Source organism: Streptomyces caeruleatus, from assembly GCF_001514235.1.
Taxonomy (GTDB): Bacteria; Actinomycetota; Actinomycetes; order Streptomycetales; family Streptomycetaceae; genus Streptomyces; species Streptomyces caeruleatus.
The window spans coordinates 88,273-106,122 of sequence record NZ_KQ948939.1 but is presented as its reverse complement, the minus strand read 5'-3'; the positions used below and the strand labels follow the sequence as shown (position 1 = coordinate 106,122).

The following is a 17,850-nucleotide window of genomic DNA, read 5'->3' as shown; positions in this document are numbered from 1 at the left end:
AGGTCGGCGACTCCATCCGCTTCATCGCGGGGTGCGTAGGCTCAACCGCATGAGCAAGCCAGGCACCCCCGGGACCGGCCTCCGCGCACGCAAGAAGCAGCGCATGTACCAGACCGTCTCGGACACCGCCGTCCGCCTCTTCCTGGAGAAGGGCTTCGACGCGGTCTCCGTCGCCGACGTCGCCGCCGCGGCGGAGATCTCCAAGCCGACGCTGTTCCGGTACTTCCCGACGAAGGAGGATCTCGTCCTGTACCGGTTCGCCGATCACGAGGACGAGGCCGCGCGGGTGGTGCGGGAGGGGCCGTCGCCGGTCGAGGCGTTGCGGCGGCACTTTCTCGACGGGCTGGAGCGGTGCGACCCGATCACCGGGCTCAATGACCATCCCGAGGTGCTCGCCTACCAGTCGATGCTGTACGGGACTCCCGCGCTGGTCGCTCGTATGTACGGCTATCTGGAGCGTTCGGAGGCCGCGCTCGCCGAGGCGCTCGGGGGCGGGCTGGAGGCGCGGCTGGCCGCGGGGCAGATCGTGGCGGTGCAGCGGATCCTGGCGCAGGAGAACTGGCGGCGGATCGCGGCGGGGGAGCGGGCGGCCCAGGTGCGGGGGGATGCCGTGGCGGCGGCCGAGCGGGCGTTCGGGGTGCTGGAGGCAGGGCTGCCGGGGCTGGTCGCCTACTGACTGAACTGAGGCGGAGTAAAAGATTTAACCCGGTTACGTTATTTGGGTACGCTCCATGGAATGACGTCACCCGACCCTGCCCTCCGCCAGCACGGCCTCAGCCAGCAAAGCCTCCACCACGCCCTCCACCAGGAACGCGCCCACCACGACCGCTGCCGGACCGCCCTCGCCGCCATGGTCGACGGCGCCGACGAACAGGTCGTCGTCGGTGAGAACGCCTCCGCCTCCGGCGCCGACGCCGAGGTCCTCGGGTACCGGCTGCGCAGCCAGGCCAAGGCGATGCACGAGCTGCCCGAAGGGCCGTTGTTCTTCGGGCGGCTGGACTTCGGCGGCCAGGAGCGGCAGCAGGCGCTGCACATCGGGCGGCTGCGGATCAGCGAGCACCCCGCCGAGCCGCCCCTCGTCGTCGACTGGCGCGCCCCCGTCTCCCGCGCCTTCTACCAGGCCGGCCCCCGCGACCCGCAGGGCGTCGCCGTACGCCGGCGCTTCGGCTGGGCGCCGGGCAGCCGCGGGGACTCGGCCGACCTCACCGGCCTGGAGGACGAGCACCTCGGGACGGGCGAGACGGGGACGGGCGAGTCGGGGGCGGGCGAGTCGGGGACGGGCGAGTCCGGGGCGAGCGAGATCGTCGCGCGGGAGATCGAACGGCCCCGCGTCGGTCCCATGCGGGACATCGCGGCCACCATCCAGCCCGAACAGGACGATCTCGTACGAGGCGACCTCGCCCTCTCCGTGTGCGTCCAGGGCGCCCCCGGCACCGGCAAGACCGCCGTCGGCCTGCACCGCGCCGCCTACCTGCTCTACACCCACCCGCAGCGCATCCGCCGCGGCGGCCTGCTGATCCTCGGGCCGAACCCGACCTTCCTCTCCTACATCTCCGAGGTGCTGCCCGCCCTCGGCGAGACCGGCGTACGCCAGTCCACGCTGCGGGACGAGATCGCCCGGCATCCGGTCAAGGGGGCGGACGACGAGAGGGCGGCCGTCGTCAAGCACGACGCCAGGATGGCCGAGGTGCTGCGGCGCGCCCTGTACGCGCGCGTGGGCGGGGGCGAGGGCATCGGTCCGCTGGCCGTGCCCGAGGGGTCGTATCGGTGGCGGGTGGCGGAGGGCGAGCTGCTGCGGATCGTGGCGGGGGTGCGGGCCGAGGAGCCGCCGTACGCCGTGGGGCGGGAGCGCGTGCGGACGCGGGTCGTGCGGCGGATCCTGGAGCAGGCCGAGCGGCGGGGCGGGCCGCCGGGCGCCGCGTGGCTGCAGAAGATCTCGCGGGCGCGGGCGGTCGGGGAGTACGTCGACGCCGTGTGGCCGCGGGTGCGGCCGGAGGAGGTCGTATGCCGACTGCTCATGGATCCGGACGTGCTGGCGCTGGCCAACCGGCTGCTGGAGCGGCTGGACGTGGCGGTGCCGGCGGCCCGTTCGCTGCGGGGCGACGGGGAGCTGCGGTTCCGGGCGGCCGACGGCGATCTGCCGGGGGCGGTCGCGGGTGCCGTACGGGACGCGCTGGGCCGGGAGGGGTCCGTCGGGGTCGTCGCCGCGGACGGGGACGTCGACCGGGTCCGCGAGGCGCTGCGGGCGGCCGGGATCGAGGCGGGCGGCGCGGACGAGCTGGGGGCGCGGGTGGCCGTCGTACCGGCGAGTGTGGTGAAGGGGCTGGAGTACGACCATGTCGTCGCCGTGGAGCCGGCGGCGATCGTGGAGGCGGAGGAGCGGGGGCTGCACCGGCTGTATGTGGTGGTGACGCGGGCGGTGGCAGGTCTTGAGGTGGTGCACGGGAGGCCGCTGCCGTGGTGAGGGGGCTGGGCTGCGGCGGCCGCGGGGGGCGAGGGCCCCGAGTGGCGGTGGCCGCTGAGGGTGAGGGGCCCCGAACGGCGGTGGCCGCTGAGGGTGAGGGCCCTCGAACGGCGGTGGCCGCTGAGGGTGAGGGCCTCCGAACGGCGGTGGCCGCTGAGGGGGAGGGCCCTCGAACGGCGATGGCCGCTGAGGGTGAGGGCCCTCGAACGGCGGTGGCCGCTGAGGGGGAGGGCCCTCGAACGGCGATGGCCGCTAAGGGCGACGGCCACGAGCGGCGACGGCCTCCCGTGCGCTGTCACCCCGCGTCGAGAAGCGGGATCAACTGCCCCTCCTCGTACGTCAGATGCGCCTCCAGTGCCGCCGTCAGCCGTTCCACCTCGGCGCGGGCGGCCGCCGGGTCCGCGTCCGCGGCGGACACGACGCGGCGCAGGTCCTCGACGAGCTCGGCGATCCGCTCGTGCTCCTCGCCGAGCCGGGCGAGCGCGGGCGCGAAGTCGGGGTGGCGGTCGGCCAGGACCGGGAACATGCCGATGTCCTCGCCGGTGTGGTGGTTGTGCAGGCCCGCGCAGAAGGTCAGGCAGTTGACGCGCAGCTGGGCGCCGAGGGTCGTGCCGTCGCCGGTGCTCATCTCCTCGCGGATCAGGGCGAGTTCGCGGCGGAAGGCGTCGTGGACGACCTTGATGGCCTCGCCCATGGAGGAGGCGTTGATGTTCGGGGGCCCGCCCTGGGCGATCTCGTACAGGGCGACCACGGGAATCACCCGCTCCGTCTTCTCCTGGTACGCCGCCCAGCCCGGATCCGCCTCCACGGCCCGCGCGAAGGCCCGGTCACGCTCCTCGCCGTCGAGGACGACGGCCCGCGCCTCGTAGGTGAACGCGCCGCTCTCGATGGTCACTCGCGGGTTCGCCCGGAGGTTGTGGAACCACGCCGGGTGCTTCGGGGCGCCGGCGGCCGAGGCGATGACCAGGACACGGTCGCCGCCGTCGGGGAGGTAGCCGACGGGGGTGGTGTGCGGGCGGCCGGTGCGGGCGCCGGTGGTGGTGAGCAGAAGGAGCCGGGCGCCCACGAAGTAGCCGCCGACGCGACCCTTGTTGGCGCGGAACTCCTCGATGACCTGCTGGTTGAAATCGTGGGGCAATGCTCTCTCTTTCTCTTCCTCTGTCGCTGGATGTCCGTGCGGAGGGCACGGAGGGGATGGCGAAGAGAAAGAGGCGGGCTCCTGGCCCGCCGCCACAGCCTCACTCAGAGGCCGGGCAACACCCAACTCGCTCACGGCACATGGCCGACCCGGCAGTCATGGCTCAGGACGGTACCGTCCGTCCCATGACGACCGCCACGCAATTCCAGGACATCCCCACGACGACGCTCGCCGACCTGCTGGGCCGTGCGCAGGTCATGGGCATCGGCATCCGCCCGCTGTGGGGCCCCGTCCCGCGTGTCGCCGGCCCCGCGTACACCGTGTCGTGCCCGCCCGGGGACAACCTGATGCTGCACGCCGCCATCCACCGCGCCCCGGCCGGCTCCGTGGTGGTCGTGGAGTCGGGCGACCTCGACTACGCCCTGGCCGGCGGAAACGTCTGCGCCGTCGCCCAGCGCCGCGGAATCGCCGCGTTCGTCGCCGACGGCGTGATCCGGGACCTCGCGGAGGTACGGGAGGCGCGCTTCCCGGTCTTCGCGCGGGGCGTCGTCCCGATCCCGGGCACCAAGGCGGCCGTACGGCCGTTGAACGAGCGGGTGACCTGCGGGGGCGTGGCGGTCGACGCCGGGGACGTCGTGGTCGCCGACGAGGAGGGCGTCGTGGTCGTCCCCGCGGCCCGCCGGGAGGAGATCCTCGCGGCCGCCCGCGCCAAACTGGCCAAGGAGGCGGACGAATCCCTCGACGACTGGGAGACGGCACACCGGGCCCGGATCGACAAGATCCTGGCGGAGGGCGGGTTCGAGGGGTGAGCTCGCTGCCACCGGGGCCGTCGGGGCCGTCGGGGCCGTCGGGGCCACCTGGGCCACCTGGGCCACCTGGGCCATCGGGGCAACCGGGGCAACCGGGGCCGTCGGGACCTGTGGGGCCTGCGGGTGCTGCTGGCCCTGCGGGACCTTCGGTGTCGCCGTCGGTGCTCGTGTTCCTGGACGTCGACGGCACGCTGCTCCCGTTCGGGGCGGACCGCCCGTATCCCGTGTACGAGGCGGCCCACCCGCTTCCCGAGACGGCCACCCACCCCCTGCTCTCCCGCGTCGACCCCGCCCTCGGCGACCGCCTGACCGAACTCGCCGCGCTCGGCTGTGAGCTGGTGTGGGCCACGACCTGGCTGGACGACGCGAACACCTGCCTCGCCCCCTGGCTCGGACTGCCCGCGCTGCCGGTGGTGGAGTGGCCGGACGAGGGCGACGAACCGCGGCTCGGGCCGCGCGGCCTCCACTGGAAGACACGGCCGTTGGCGGCGTGGGCCGCGAGGCGGCCCTTCGTCCGGGTCGACGACGAGATCACCGACGCCGACCGGGCCTGGGTGGCCGGCCACCACCGCGCACCCGCCCTCCTCCACCGGGTCGACCACCGCCGTGGGCTGACCGAACGGGACTTCGCCGTGCTGGCGGAGTGGGTCAGCGCAGGTGGCGGCCCAGCAGCTCGCTGACCCGCATGTATCCGTCCGTGCCGTGCCCGAGGGCGATGACGCGGCGGGCCTGGCCCTCGATCGCGCGCATGACGGAGGCGTCGATGCCGTGGGCCTCGGAGGCGTGGACGATGTGGGACATGGTGGAAACGCCGGAGGTGATCGGGTTGAGCTCACCGGAGTAGGTGGCGTCGTCGACGTCGCCCGCGAACTCCTCGAACAGCGGCGGCAGGATCGTCGCGATGCCCTGCGCGAAGGGTGTGAGTTCCCGCGCGCTGACGCCCTCGGCCCGGGCCACGGCCAGCGCGTGCGCGAAGCCCGCCATCGAGGTCCAGAAGATGTCGAGCAGGGCGACGTCGTAGGCCGCGGCCCGGCCGATGTCCTCGCCGAGGTGGGTGTGGGTGCCGCCGAGCGCGTCGAGGACCTGCCGGTGTTCGCCGTAGAGCTTCGCGGAGCCGCTGTAGATGAACACCCCCTCCGGCCTGCCGATGGTCGTGGTCGGCGTCATGATCGCGCCGTCCAGATACCGGATGCCGTGCGCCTCGGCCCAGTCGGCCGCGTCCCGTGACCGGTCCGGGGTGTCGGCGGTCAGGTTGACCACCGTACGGCCCTTGAGCGCGTCGGTGACCGCGTCCTGCCGCAGGACGGCGTCGGCGGCGTCGTAGTTCACCACGCAGACGACGGTCAGCGGACTGGCGGCGACCGCCTCGGCGGCGGACGCGGCGGACGCGGCGGACGTGACACCGCGGTCGACGAGCTCCCGGTCCCGCCCCGGCGTGCGGTTCCAGACGGTGACACGCAGCCCCGCGTCCAGGAACGCACCGGCCAGCGCCCGGCCCATCGGGCCGAGCCCGATGACGGTGACGGCGGTCTCGTGGTCGAAGGTGGGCATGACTCAACTCCCTGTAGGGTGACGATAATTGATGACAAAAGGGGTGGTGACATGTCGCGTCGGCGCCATGATCCGAACGTCTGCGGAGTGACCGCCGCGCTCGCGGTGGTCGACGGCAAGTGGAAGACGTCGCTGCTCTGGCTGCTGGAGTCCGGCCCTCTCCGCCCGGCGGAACTGCGCCGCCGGCTGCCCGGCCTCAGCGAGAAGGTGCTGACGCAGGCGCTGCGCGAGATGGAGACGGACGGTCTGGTGGACCGTGAGGTGTACGACGTACTGCCGTTGAAGACCGTCTACTCACTGACCGGGTTCGGCCGCGACCTGGCCGAGGCTCTCGGCCCGCTCTCCGACTGGGGCCACCGCCGCCTGGAGCGACTGACCGGCGCCCAGCCGGTCTCCTGAACCGAAACGCCACCTCCGTCCGACACGTGCCACCGCCGTACGACTCCCCAGGTGACCGGGCGGGTCCGGCGCCTCGTCGATCACCTGCATCAAGGGTCGGACGGCGGGGGCGCGCTGCCAAGTACCCACAAAAAAGTGGGTATCGGAGTGAGGGCTGCGGCAGCGGGGGCGCGGACGCCTGGAAGGGCGGAGGGGGCCTAGAGCACGCGGAGGTTGGCGATCGGGATGTTCCACTCGTTCCGCTCGATGTTCCCGTGGTCGTCCTGGGCCTGGGCCTGAGGCTGGGCCTGAGGCTGGGCCTGGGCCTGGGCCTGAGGCCGGGGCTGGACCTGGGTATGGAGCTGAACCTCGGGCTTGGCCTGGGGCGCGGCCGGTAGCGCGACCGGCGTCAGGCCGGCGACGACAGCGGTCAGAACGGCGGCGGCAGCACGCTTCACGATTCCTCCTCGACGACGCCCGTACCGACCACCCTGCGCCGGGCCGCCGCGTCCGCCCGCGCGGACACGCCGTGCGGGCGACGGGTTCAGCCGCTCGGTGGCCGGGGCCGGGGGCGGGCGCGGGGGCGAGGGTGGGGGTGGGGGCGAGTCAGGAGAAGTCGTATGCCGCCCAGTCGGTGAGCGTGCGATAGCCGAGGCGCTGGTAGAGGGCGTTGCTGGTGGGGTTGGCCAGGTCCGCGAAGAGGACGACCTCCTTCGCGCCGGCGGCCAGCGCGGCCCGGCTCACCTCCGCAGCCGCGGCCGCCGCGTAGCCGCGACCGCGCAGGTGGGCCGGGGTGTAGACGATGTCCACCTGGATCTGGCCGCCGATCAGCGGGTTCATTCCCGCGATGGAGACCGGCGTGCCGTCCGGGGTCTCCCAGAGGGTGTAGCGCTTGTCGGCGTAACGCGTACCGGCCCACGACTCGGCGTCGATGGTGATGTCCTCGCCGACGGCCTTGGCGAACTCGCTGCACCAGAACATGACCTGATCGAGATCCTCCTCGCCCAGGACCCGCCCCCGGCCGGCCGGCATCGGGTCCGGCGGGGTGAGTGTGCCGAGGCGGTACAGCCGGAGCCGGATGTCACGGAGTTTCGGGGTGACGCCGGTGTGCCGCTGCCAGGCCTCGGCGAAGGCGGTGGCGGTGCCGTGGTCCGCGCTGACGGCGGGGAGGGAGTGCCCGAGTGCGGAGAGGTGGGCAGCGAGGCCATCGGCCTGCTCGGGCGTGAGCGGGGTGACGCACAGCGCGCGGGGCGAGAGCCGGTAGAAGGCGGCGCGCACCTCACCGGCCTCCTCCAGCACGCCGTAGACGGGCGCCTCACTCCCAAACGCCTCCGCCCCACGCGTCCGCACCCTCTCGGCCCACGTCAACGGCATGACATGCATCCCGGGCCGTGACCGCAGAAAGCCTCCGGCTCGGGCGAGGAAGTCGTCTACGTCTTGGGCGAGATGCCAGTCGTCTGGGCGCATGGGGGCAGCATTCCCGACGGGGTGGGTGGGGGCGCGGTGTGTGGTGGCGGGGGTGGCGGGTTCTGGCCAACTGGGGTGGTGGCCAGCGAATCATGGATCCGCTGCACCTCCCGGCGCCAAGCGGTGGCGTCGTTGCCGTCCACCCAGCCCTGGGTCATCTCGGACCCGTCTTCCGTGACCCGGCGAAGGGCCTCGCGAGCCAGTGCGCGCAAGGAGACCGGCAGTTGGGGGAGCGGCTCCCTCGGCCCGTCATCCGGGTCGATCACCATCCTGCTGCCGGGCACCTGAGCGGCGACCAGGGCAGCAGCGGCGACGGCTTCCACTCCGTCTCCGCCGTCCACCCGCGGGCCGGAATCAGCAACCCGCTGGAGGGTCTTCCGCAGCAGCTCGATGACCTGCTCGGGCGAGAGTCCCTCCAGCTCATCGACGAAGTCTGCGGCGAGGTCACTGTCGAAGGGACCGGTTCCCCACGTACCCATGCTCGGCTCCTGATCACGCTGGACTGTGGCGAGGGCAGCGTGTCAGCAGCCACTGACAGTGGCCCCGGAGATCTCCAAGTGCCCCCGTTCGAAGTGTCATGGCGCACTTTTGCAAGCGGGTGCTTGCAATAGTTAGCGACGGTGAGGCAAGGTGGGGACATGGCATCGCTCAACGTCGGCAATCTCGGTGAGTACCTGCGCGAGCAGCGGCGCACTGCGCAGCTGTCGCTGCGGCAACTCGCCGATGCCGCCGGGGTGTCCAATCCGTATCTGAGCCAGATCGAGCGCGGGCTGCGCAAGCCGAGCGCGGAGGTGTTGCAGCAGGTCGCCAAGGCGCTGCGGATCTCCGCGGAGACGCTGTACGTGCGGGCCGGCATCCTCGACGCCGAGCGGGACCGGGACGAGGTGGAGACGCGCGCCGTCATACTCGCCGATCCCACGCTGAACGAGCGGCAGAAGCAGGTGCTGCTCCAGATCTACGAATCCTTCCGCAAGGAGAACGGGTTCGGGATATCCCCCGAGGCGGGCGAGACGGACGAGGCCGCCGAGGCGGTGCAGCGAGCAGCCGAAGCCGTCTCGGCGGGCCAGGACACGGCGCACTCCGAACAGGGCGATACGACCGGCACGGACCGCACCGGCGGCGCGAACGGCTCGACTGGCTCGCACGGCACGGCCGACGCCGACCGCAAGCCCGCCGCGCGCCGTACCCGTAAGACCGGCAGCACCAGCAGCACCAGCAGCACCGGTAGTACCGGTAGTACCGGTAGTACGGGCAGTGCTGGCAGCACCGGTAGTACCGGCAGCACTCGCAAAACCGGCACCACCCGCAACACCCGCACGCCCCGCAACACCCGCACGCCCCGCAACACCCGCACGACCCGCAACACCCACACCTCCGACGGCAGCGCCGCCGCCCCGGAGAACCCGATCGACCCCCAGCAGTCGGCGGGCTGACCACAAGCTGCCGTACGCGCGACCCCCGTCCGCGTCGGCAGGCATCGGCCCGGCCGATCGCGGGGACCCAAAACCCTCACCTCAGAGCAAACCGGGAGGACCATCACCATGGCCATCACCGACGACCTGCGTAAGACCCTCAGCGACCCGACCCCGCTCTACTTCGCCGCCGGCACCGCCGACCTGGCCCTCCAGCAGGCCAGGAAGGTGCCCGGCCTGGTGGAGCAGCTGCGCGCCGAGGCGCCGGCGCGGTTCGAGGCCGTACGCAACACCGACCCGAAGGCCGTCCAGGAGAAGGCCACCGCCCGCGCCAAGGAGGCGGGTACCAGGGCGAAGGAGGCTCAGGAGAGCTTCCAGACGAAGGTCAACGAGTTCGTCAGCGGCCTGGACGCCGACATCAAGAAGTTCGGCACCAACCTGGACGCGGACTTCAAGAAGCTCGGCAGCAACCTCGACGCCGACCTGAAGAAGTTCGGCGAGAGCGCCCAGGACATCGCGCTGCGCACCCTCGGTGTCGCCGCCGAGTACGCCGTGAAGGCCCGCGAGACCTACGAGAAGGTCGCCGAGCACGGCGAGCAGGCCGTGAAGACCTGGCGCGGCGAGGCAGCCGAGGAGATCGAGGAGCTCGCCGTGGCCGTCGAGCCGAACGCCGAGCCGGTCGAGGTCAAGGCGGACAACACGAACAACACGAACAAGACGAACAACGCGGGGAAGGCCGAGGCCAAGCCGGCCGCGACCACGCCCGCCGCCGAGGCCGCCCCGGAGAAGAAGGCCCCGGCCAAGAAGGCGCCGGCCGCGCGCAAGACCACCGCCAAGAAGACGACTCCGCCCGCCAAGTAACCCCCTGGCCTGCTTCCGGGCCGGCCCGCCCCACGTACCTCCAGGTCACCCGGGCGGGTGAAACGGGGCCGTCGGGCACGGGCCGGGCACTTCACAGGTGCTCGGCCCGTTGTTCGGGTAGCCGGCCTGCGCTTGCGGGTACGGTGACCGCGTAGATACGAGCCGAGTCGGGTGGTGGACGTAGTGCTGATGCAGGGCTTCGCGGGGTTCATGTGGCTGCTGAGCATGGCCCTGATCCTTTTCAGCGGCTTCGCGTTGATCGACGCGGCCATCCGCCGCGAGGACGCCTACCGCGCGGCCGACAAGCAGACCAAGCCGTTCTGGATGATCGTCCTCGGGCTCGCCTTCGTGGTGAACCTGATCTTCAACATCCTGTCGTTCCTGCCGATCATCGGCCTCATCGCCACGATCGTGTACATGGTCGACGTACGCCCCGCGATCAAGGGCCTCCCCGGCGGCGGCCGCAGCAGAAAGGGCTCAAGCAGCGACGGCCCGTACGGCCCGTGGAACGGCGGCCGCTGATCAACGCCCCCCGGCGGTGACGCCCGGCGAGCCCCTCAGACCCCCCGGTCCAGCAACAACACCGCCACGTCGTCCGCCAACTCGCCCCCATTGAGGTCCCGGACCTCGTTGACCGCGGCCCGTAGCAGCGCCTCACCGCGCAGCCCCTCGGACAGCTGCCGACGGACCATGGACACCATGCCGTCCTGGCCGAGCCGCTCCCGCCCCTCACCGACGCGCCCCTCGATCAGGCCGTCGGTGTAGAGCATCAGGGACCACTCCGCCCCGAGCTCCACCTGCATCCGGGGCCAGCGAGCGCCGGACAGCAGCCCGAGCGCGGGCCCGTTGTTGTCGTACGGCAGCAGCCGTGCCGCCCGCCCGGGCCGGGCGAGCAGCGGTGACGGGTGCCCGGCCAGGCACAGCCCGGCGCGTCGGCCGTCCGGCGCGATGTCCACCGTGCACAGCGTCGCGAAGATCTCGTCGTCGGCCCGCTCATGCTCCAGGACCTGCTGCAGCGTGCCCAGCAGCTCGTCGCCGCACAGCCCCGCCAGCGTCAGCGCCCGCCAGGCGATCCGCAGCTCCACACCGAGCGCGGCCTCGTCGGGCCCATGGCCGCAGACGTCGCCGATCATGGCGTGCACGGTGCCGTCCGCGGTCCGGACGACGTCGTAGAAGTCACCGCCCAGCAGCGCACGCGAGCGCCCCGGCCGGTACCGCGCGGCGAACCGCAGCGACGAGCCCTCCAGCAGCGGCGTCGGGAGCAGACCGCGCTCCAGGCGACGGTTCTCCTGGGCCCGCATCCGGCCCTCGGCGAGCCGGCGCTCGGCCGTGTCGGATCGTTTCCGCTCGACGGCGTACCGGATCGCCCGGCTCAGCAGCCGCCCGTCCAGCTCGTCCCGGAAGAGGTAGTCCTGCGCGCCGACCCGCACGGCCTCCGCGCCGCGCTCGGCGTCACCGGAGGCGGTGAGGGCGAGGACGGCATGACGGGGGGCGAGCTCCAGGACGTGCTTGAGCACGCCGAGCTCGTCCTCGTCGTCAGTGCGGCCGGGCAGGGCGAGGTCCAGCAGGATGCAGTGGACGTCGTCGGTGAGCAGCCGCTCGGCCTCGGTGAGGTTGCGGGCGGTGCGCACCCGGATCGGCTTGCCGGCCGAGTCGATCAGTTCGGGCACGATCGCGGAGCCGCCGGGATCATCCTCGATCAGCAGCAGCGTCAGGTTGGTGTGGCTGGTGTTCTCGACCGTCGTTTCCTTACGCGGGGCCTCTTCCGTGGAGGAGCCGCCTGGGGACGCGGCCTGCGCCTGACCACTTTCCACGGCCGGGATCGCTCTCTGCCGCGGTATGGGTACGGGCATCTCTTGAGTTCCTTCCCTCCCCCCGAGGGCATGGTGGGAACGAGGGGTCTCGATCCACCGACGGGGACCATAGCGGTTGTCGGCGTCGCAACGGAATGGTGTGGCGCACGTCGGCTGGGCGCTGGCCGCTGTCATATGCCGCGTTCCCTACCGCAGTTGGACAGCCCGGGGGACGCTCGGGGATGACGAACGTCACGTCAACAGACAGACGGAAGCCGGGCGGCGTGGGTTGGGTCACGTGGCGCGGATCACGGTCCGCCGCCCCGGCATCCCCCCGACCCCGCCCCGGCCCCCGCCCCGTAAGTCACCCTCAATGCCTACGCATCAGGGCGAACCACTCCGAGGATCGGCATCGATCCGGCCCCCGCGACCGTCACCGTCCGCCCCGGGCGCGGGGCGTGGATGATCGCGCCGTCGCCGACGTACAGGGCGACATGGCTGGCGTCGTCGTTGTAGATGATGAGGTCGCCGGGGCGCATGTCCTCGATGTCGATGTGCCTGAGCTGCTTCCACTGCTCCTGCGAGGTCCGTGGAATGCCGCTGCCGGCGCTCGCCCAGGCCTCCGAGGTGAGACCTGAACAGTCGTATGTCTTGGGCCCCTCGGCGCCCCATTCATACGGTTTGCCCAGCTGGGCCGTGGCGTATTCGATGGCCTTGCGACCCTTTTCAGATGCCTCGCCCTTGATGTCCTTCAGGATGCCGGAGTCCAGCCAGGCGGTCTGAGCCTTGTGCGCGGCCTCCGCCTCCAGCTTGGCGAGGCGCTCCTTTTCTTCCTCCTCCAGCTGGGACTCCAGCTTCTCGGCCGCCGCGATCTCCTTCTTGATCTTCTTCTTGGCGGCGGCCTTGGCCTTGCGGCCGTCCTCCAGCTTCCGCCACTGGGCGGAGGCGTCCTTGGCGTACTGCTCCAAGTCCTGCTGGGTGCGGGTCATTTCCGCGAGCAGCCCCTTGGTCGCGCGCTGCCCCTGCAGCACCCGGCCCGTGCCGTCGAGGAACGCCTGCGGGTCGTCGCTGAGCAGCAGATGCGCCTCGTCGGGCAGCCCGCCCGAGCGGTACTGGGCGGCCGCGGCGGCGCCCGCGCGCTTCTTCAGGTCGGCGAGCTTCTCCTGGCCTTCGACGATCTTCTTGGCCAGCGCGACGATCTGGGCGGACTGCTCGTCGGCGGCCTCCTCGGCGGCGTTGTACGCGTCGGTGGCGACGGCGGCCGAGTGGTAGAGCTTGGCCAGCTTCTTGCGGACGGCCTCAAGGTCGCTGTTCGACGCGGCGCTCGGGGTCGGGGTCGGGGTCGGTGAGGTACTCGGGGTCGGTGAAGGTGCCGCGAACGCCGTTCCTGGTGCCCCCAGAACGGTGACCGCGCAGACAACGGTCACGGCCGCAGCGACCAGGCCGCGCTTGCCCGAACCCATACCAGTGCCCCCAAACTGATGTCCCGTCAGTAACTTACGGGGGATCGTGCCATGCCGGCGCGCAAAGTGACAGAGGTCTGCTTCCCCCCTTTCCCTCCCCGTCATGGCGATCTCCCCGCCTTTGTGACGAACAACTCCCGGAGATCGTTCCCACGGCCCCGCCCTCACCCGCGCGGCGCCAACGCCTCCCACCGCACCGTCACTTCCCCCTGCCGCCACCGCCCCGGCCCGTCCACCACCGGCCAGTCCACGGCAAGGTCCCGCACCGCCCGGATCCACCGCTGCCGGGCACCGTAGGAGGCATAGGGCGCCGCGGCGGCCCAGGCCCGGTCGAAGTCCCGTAGAAACGCATGCACGGGCTCACCGCTCACATTGCGATGAATCAGCGCCTTCGGCAGCCGCTCGGCAAGGTCCGAAGGCCGCTCCAGCGACCCCAGCCGAGCCGCGAAGGTCACCGTGCGAGGCCCCTCCGGCCCCAGCGCCACCCACACATGCCGCCGCCCGACCTCGTCACAGGTCCCTTCGACCACCAGCCCGCCCGGCGCAAGCCGAGCACACAGCCGCTCCCAGACCCCCGCGACCTCCCCCTCCTCGTACTGCCGCAGCACATTGGCGGCCCGCACGAGCATCGGCCGCTCCGCGACCGGAATCTCGAACCCCCCGTGCCGAAAGACCAGCCCGTCCCGCTCGTACGGCCTGGCGGCGGCAACCCGAGCCGGCTCGATCTCCAGCCCGACCACCCGCACCAGAGGCGCGACGGCCCGCAACCGCCCGAGCAACTCCACAGCGGTCCAGGGAGCGGCCCCGTACCCGAGATCAACAGCCACAGCCTCACCGGCCCGCCGCAACGCACCCCCGTGCACATGCGCGATCCACCGGTCCATACGGCGCAACCGATTCGGATTGGTGGTCCCACGGGTCACCGTCCCCACGGGACGAACGCGGGCTGTCATGCGTACGAGATTAATTCCCGCCCCAGCCGCCCCATCACCCGCACCGGCGCAACGGCGCGGCCCCGACCCACCCACTCACCGAACCGCGCTACGCGAACCCCCACCGGACAGCAACGGGCCGCCGCCGGCATCCCGGCCCAACCGCCGGAGGCACCACGCACTACACTCCCGAACAGTTGAGCGACACCCGGTAATTCCTAGGCAAAAACCACCCCACCAGGAATGGGAACCCCGCCCTCCGCTGTTGCACCCCCTTGGAGGGCCCACACCCTCCCCCAGGCATGCCCGCAGCCAAGGAGGACCGCCACGTGAGCCACTACGTCAACCGGCTCGGGTGGCTCCACCGCCGCCCCCGCCGCGTAGCCATGCTCAGCGTGCACACCTCACCGCTCCACCAGCCCGGCACAGGCGACGCCGGCGGCATGAACGTCTACATCGTGGAGCTCGCCCAACGCCTCGCCGCGATCAACATCGAGGTCGAGATCTTCACCCGCACCACGGCGACCGACCTCCCGCCCACCGTCGAGCTGGCCCCGGGCGTACTCGTCCGCCACGTGGACGCGGGCCCGTACGAAGGCCTCAACAAGGAGGACCTCCCCGCCCAGCTCTGCGCCTTCACCCACGGCGTGATGCAGGCCTGGGCCGGCCACCGCCCCGGCTACTACGACCTGGTCCACTCCCACTACTGGCTCTCCGGCCACGTGGGCTGGCTCGCCGCGCAGCGCTGGGGCGCCCCCTTGGTGCACGCCATGCACACCATGGCCAAGGTCAAGAACGCCAACCTCGCCGACGGCGACACCCCCGAACCCGCCGCCCGGGTCATCGGCGAGACCCAGATCGTCACGGCCGCGGACCGCCTGATCGCCAACACCTCCGAAGAGGCCGACGAACTGGTACGCCACTACGCCGCGGCCCCCGACAAGGTCGCGGTGGTCCACCCCGGCGTCAACCTCACCCGCTTCTCACCGGCCGACGGCCGAGCCGCCGCCCGAGCCCGCCTCGGCCTTCCCCAGGACGCGCTGATCCCCCTGTTCGCGGGCCGTATCCAGCCCCTGAAGGCACCGGACATCCTCCTGCGCGCCGTGGCCGTCCTCCTCGACGAGCACCCCCACCTCCGCTCCCGGGTCCTCGTCCCGATCGTCGGCGGCCCCAGCGGCAGCGGCATGGCCAAGCCCGAAGGCCTGCAGAAGCTCGCCGCCCGCCTGGGCATCGCGGATGTCGTACGGTTCCGCCCACCCGTCGGTCAGGAGCAGCTCGCGGACTGGTTCCGCGCGGCGTCAGTGCTGGTCATGCCGTCCTACAGCGAGTCCTTCGGCCTGGTGGCCATCGAGGCGCAGGCGGCCGGCACGCCCGTCCTCGCGGCAGCCGTGGGCGGCCTGCCGGTGGCGGTCCGGGACGGCCGTACCGGCTATCTGGTCCAGGGCCACAACCCGGCCGACTACGCGCGCGTGCTGCACGGATTCGCCGAGAACCCCGACCTGGCCCCGCGGATGGGCGCGGCCGCGGCCCGGCACGCCCAGTCCTTCGGCTGGGACACCGCGGCCGCCGCCACGGCGGACGTCTACACGGCCGCGACCCAGGCCCACCGCCGTCGCGTACGCTCCCACCATGGCTGACGCACAGAAGGCGGAGCAGGTCGCCGCGCAGGTCGTCGAGGGGGCCCTGAAGGACGCCGACCTCGAATGGGAGAGCCCGGCCCCCGGCAACTACGTCGTCAAACTGCCCGGCACCCGCAAACTGTCGACGACGGTCTCCCTCCTCGTCGGCCGCCACTCCCTCTCGCTCAACGCCTTCGTCATCCGCCACCCCGACGAGAACGAGTCCGGCGTCCACCGCTGGCTCCTGGAGCGCAACCTCAAGCTGTACGGCGTGAGTTACGCCGTCGACCGGCTCGGCGACATCTACGTCACGGCCAAGCTCCCCCTGTCCGCCATCACCCCCGACGAGATCGACCGTCTCCTCGGCCAGGTCCTGGAGGCGGCGGACGGCGCCTTCAACACGCTCCTGGAGCTCGGCTTCGCCTCCGCGATCCGCAAGGAGTACGAGTGGCGCGTGGCGCGCGGCGAGTCGACACGCAACCTGGACGCGTTCGCGCATCTGACCAAGCGATCCACCGTATCCACCGACTGAACTCCCGCCTGGAGCTGTACGGCACGACGGACGCCGTACGCCCGCGCACTGTGTACGACGCTCAGCGCGCGCTGCCGCGATAGCGCCCCGGTGGCACGCCCACCAGCTTGCGGAAGTGCCGGGTGAGATGGGACTGGTCGTAGAAGCCGGTCGCGGTGGCCACCTCGGCCGGCGACCGGCCCTCCAGGAGCAGCCGCCGCGCCCGGTCGACGCGGCGGGACATCAGGTACTGGTGCGGGGCGATGCCGTACGCCGTGCTGAACGACCGTACGAGATGGGCGGGATGGGCGTGCAGCAGCCCGGTCGCCTCGTCGAGGGCGAGGCCCCGTACGACGCGCTCGTCGAGGAGTTCGCGCAGCCGGCGGGCGAGGGCGGGGTCGCGGCGCGGGACGTCGGTCACGGCCTCGGGCCGCAGGTGGGCGCGCAACCGGTCGCCGATGAGGGTCAGCCTGCTGTCCGCCTCCAGCTCGTCGCCGGGCCGGACGAGGGCGGTGTGCAACTGGCCGACGCGCCGCCGGAGCACCGGGTCCCGCAGGTCGGGGGAGTCGACCGCCCGGCCGATCAGATCGTCGCCCAGCCGGCTGCTGTCCAGGTACAACACCCGCTTGCGGAAGCCGTGCGGGGTGGCGGGGGAGCCGTTGTGCGGGACGTGCGGCGGCAGCAGCGTCACCGTGTCGTGCGGGGTGCCGTGCTCGTGCCGTTCGAGGTCGTACCGGACGGCGCCGTCGTCGACGATCAGCAGCGTCCAGGCCTCGTGGACGTGCATCGGGTACGCGTACTCGGTGAAGTGGGCGTGGAAGACCTCGGTGACGCCCGGGACGCAGGGGCGCCACGCGGAGACTTCCTGGCGGTTCCGTGCGGCGGCCATGCAAAGAACGTACAAGACGGGGCCGTACGGCGGCCGCGAGTCTCGTCGTATGAGCGACGCGAGCCACACGAGCCGTACGACCGACCAGGCCCCTGTCCGTTTCGACACGAAGATCGCCGTGCTACTGCGCGACGACCTGGAGACCTGGCAACGCCTGAACGTAACCGCGTTCCTGGTCAGCGGCCTGGGGACCCAGCTTCCCGAGGTGATCGGGGAGCCGTACGAGGACGCCGACCAGGTGCCCTACCTGCCGATGTTCCGCCAGCCGGTGCTGGTCTTCGAGGGCACCAAGGAGACGCTGACGACGGCCCACGCGCGCGTGCTGTCCCGTGCCCTGCCGCGCGCGGTCTTCACCTCCGACCTGTTCACGACGGGCAACGACCGGGACAACCGGGCGGCGGTGCGGGCCGTGCCGACGGGGGAGCTGGATGTGGTGGGGCTGGCGGTGTACGGGCCACGGAACGCGGTGGACAAGGTGTTGAAGGGAGCGCGGATGCATCCGTGAGGTGCGAACGCGCTCGGGGCTGGTCAGGCGGGGCTGGTCAGGCGGGGCTGGTCAGGCG

At 72.0% G+C, this 17,850-nt stretch carries 19 protein-coding genes and 1 pseudogene; 11 read left to right on the top strand and 9 right to left on the bottom strand.

From position 1 onward, the window contains the following. The first annotated feature begins 49 nt into the window (after positions 1–49). Together AQJ67_RS36565 and AQJ67_RS36560 are read left to right on the top strand one after the other, a co-directional pair. Positions 50–676 carry a TetR/AcrR family transcriptional regulator gene (locus AQJ67_RS36565; RefSeq protein ID WP_062723793.1) on the top strand — a complete coding sequence of 209 codons (627 nt, stop codon included), beginning with the start codon at positions 50–52 and terminating at the stop codon, positions 674–676. A 60-nt stretch (positions 677–736) separates the two neighbouring features. Further along, a complete protein-coding gene (locus tag AQJ67_RS36560) occupies positions 737–2,464 on the top strand; it encodes a HelD family protein (RefSeq protein WP_062723792.1) in 1,728 nt (575 codons plus the stop codon). Positions 2,465–2,759: 295 nt separating this feature from the next. Here the strand turns inward: AQJ67_RS36560 and AQJ67_RS36555 are convergent, their stop codons facing one another. Further along, complete coding sequence (locus AQJ67_RS36555; RefSeq protein ID WP_062723791.1) at positions 2,760–3,602, bottom strand: nitroreductase/quinone reductase family protein; 843 nt, start codon at positions 3,600–3,602, stop codon at positions 2,760–2,762. A gap of 185 nt (positions 3,603–3,787) precedes the next feature. Between AQJ67_RS36555 and AQJ67_RS36550 the strand changes: the two genes are divergently transcribed. Together AQJ67_RS36550 and AQJ67_RS36545 are read left to right on the top strand one after the other, a co-directional pair. Next, on the top strand, positions 3,788–4,411 hold the full coding sequence (locus tag AQJ67_RS36550) for an RraA family protein (RefSeq protein WP_062723790.1): 624 nt from the start codon (positions 3,788–3,790) through the stop codon (positions 4,409–4,411). Positions 4,412–4,572: 161 nt separating this feature from the next. Beyond that, complete coding sequence (locus AQJ67_RS36545; RefSeq protein ID WP_062723880.1) at positions 4,573–5,091, top strand: HAD domain-containing protein; 519 nt, start codon at positions 4,573–4,575, stop codon at positions 5,089–5,091. Here AQJ67_RS36545 and AQJ67_RS36540 read toward each other — a convergent pair. Continuing rightward, positions 5,060–5,962: an NAD(P)-dependent oxidoreductase gene (locus AQJ67_RS36540; protein ID WP_062723789.1), complete on the bottom strand. Its 903-nt coding sequence runs from the start codon at positions 5,960–5,962 to the stop codon at positions 5,060–5,062. The genes AQJ67_RS36545 and AQJ67_RS36540 overlap by 32 nt on opposite strands. A 51-nt stretch (positions 5,963–6,013) precedes the next feature. Between AQJ67_RS36540 and AQJ67_RS36535 the strand changes: the two genes are divergently transcribed. Then, the gene (locus AQJ67_RS36535; RefSeq protein WP_062723788.1) at positions 6,014–6,361 is read left to right on the top strand and encodes a winged helix-turn-helix transcriptional regulator; all 348 of its coding nucleotides are present in this window, start codon (positions 6,014–6,016) and stop codon (positions 6,359–6,361) included. Positions 6,362–6,558: 197 nt separating this feature from the next. Here the strand turns inward: AQJ67_RS36535 and AQJ67_RS47960 are convergent, their stop codons facing one another. From AQJ67_RS47960 to AQJ67_RS36520, 3 genes are all read right to left on the bottom strand, one after another. After that, entirely contained in the window at positions 6,559–6,798 is a 240-nt protein-coding gene (locus AQJ67_RS47960; RefSeq protein WP_062723787.1) for a hypothetical protein, read from the bottom strand. Positions 6,799–6,946: 148 nt separating this feature from the next. Continuing rightward, positions 6,947–7,807 carry a GNAT family N-acetyltransferase gene (locus AQJ67_RS36525; protein WP_062723786.1) on the bottom strand — a complete coding sequence of 287 codons (861 nt, stop codon included), beginning with the start codon at positions 7,805–7,807 and terminating at the stop codon, positions 6,947–6,949. Next, complete coding sequence (locus AQJ67_RS36520) at positions 7,771–8,286, bottom strand: DUF4259 domain-containing protein (RefSeq protein ID WP_062723785.1); 516 nt, start codon at positions 8,284–8,286, stop codon at positions 7,771–7,773. The genes AQJ67_RS36525 and AQJ67_RS36520 overlap by 37 nt, the downstream gene beginning before the upstream one ends. A gap of 159 nt (positions 8,287–8,445) precedes the next feature. Here AQJ67_RS36520 and AQJ67_RS49810 point away from each other — a divergent pair. The 3 genes and pseudogenes from AQJ67_RS49810 to AQJ67_RS36505 form a co-directional block, all read left to right on the top strand. Beyond that, positions 8,446–8,812: pseudogene (locus AQJ67_RS49810) on the top strand (helix-turn-helix domain-containing protein); the annotation flags it as partial. Between the two features lie 536 nt (positions 8,813–9,348). Further along, positions 9,349–10,080 carry a hypothetical protein gene (locus tag AQJ67_RS36510; RefSeq protein ID WP_062723783.1) on the top strand — a complete coding sequence of 244 codons (732 nt, stop codon included), beginning with the start codon at positions 9,349–9,351 and terminating at the stop codon, positions 10,078–10,080. Positions 10,081–10,269: 189 nt separating this feature from the next. Further along, positions 10,270–10,602, top strand: coding sequence for a DUF2516 family protein (locus tag AQJ67_RS36505; RefSeq protein ID WP_030052179.1), 333 nt, complete (start codon positions 10,270–10,272; stop codon positions 10,600–10,602). A 35-nt stretch (positions 10,603–10,637) separates the two neighbouring features. On the opposite strand, the gene AQJ67_RS36500 is transcribed toward AQJ67_RS36505, so the two are convergent. From AQJ67_RS36500 to AQJ67_RS36490, 3 genes are all read right to left on the bottom strand, one after another. Next, positions 10,638–11,933 carry a PP2C family protein-serine/threonine phosphatase gene (locus AQJ67_RS36500; RefSeq protein WP_062723782.1) on the bottom strand — a complete coding sequence of 432 codons (1,296 nt, stop codon included), beginning with the start codon at positions 11,931–11,933 and terminating at the stop codon, positions 10,638–10,640. 317 nt (positions 11,934–12,250) lie between these two features. Next, positions 12,251–13,336 (bottom strand): C40 family peptidase, encoded by a 1,086-nt coding sequence (locus AQJ67_RS36495; protein WP_062723781.1) that lies wholly within the window; start codon positions 13,334–13,336, stop codon positions 12,251–12,253. Positions 13,337–13,500: 164 nt separating this feature from the next. Next, positions 13,501–14,289 (bottom strand): class I SAM-dependent methyltransferase, encoded by a 789-nt coding sequence (locus AQJ67_RS36490; RefSeq protein WP_107123069.1) that lies wholly within the window; start codon positions 14,287–14,289, stop codon positions 13,501–13,503. Between the two features lie 308 nt (positions 14,290–14,597). Here AQJ67_RS36490 and mshA point away from each other — a divergent pair, with 308 nt between their 5' ends. Together mshA and AQJ67_RS36480 are read left to right on the top strand one after the other, a co-directional pair. Further along, positions 14,598–15,905: a D-inositol-3-phosphate glycosyltransferase gene (mshA, locus tag AQJ67_RS36485; protein ID WP_425264205.1), complete on the top strand. Its 1,308-nt coding sequence runs from the start codon at positions 14,598–14,600 to the stop codon at positions 15,903–15,905. Continuing rightward, entirely contained in the window at positions 15,898–16,419 is a 522-nt protein-coding gene (locus AQJ67_RS36480) for a type III secretion system chaperone family protein (RefSeq protein WP_062723779.1), read from the top strand. Before mshA ends, AQJ67_RS36480 begins: the two co-directional genes overlap by 8 nt. Positions 16,420–16,480: 61 nt before the next feature. On the opposite strand, the gene AQJ67_RS36475 is transcribed toward AQJ67_RS36480, so the two are convergent. Next, positions 16,481–17,287, bottom strand: coding sequence for a helix-turn-helix transcriptional regulator (locus AQJ67_RS36475; protein ID WP_062723778.1), 807 nt, complete (start codon positions 17,285–17,287; stop codon positions 16,481–16,483). A 49-nt stretch (positions 17,288–17,336) separates the two neighbouring features. On the opposite strand from AQJ67_RS36475, the gene AQJ67_RS36470 reads away from it, so the two are divergent. After that, on the top strand, positions 17,337–17,792 hold the full coding sequence (locus AQJ67_RS36470; protein WP_062723777.1) for a DUF2000 domain-containing protein: 456 nt from the start codon (positions 17,337–17,339) through the stop codon (positions 17,790–17,792). Positions 17,793–17,850: the final 58 nt, after the last annotated feature.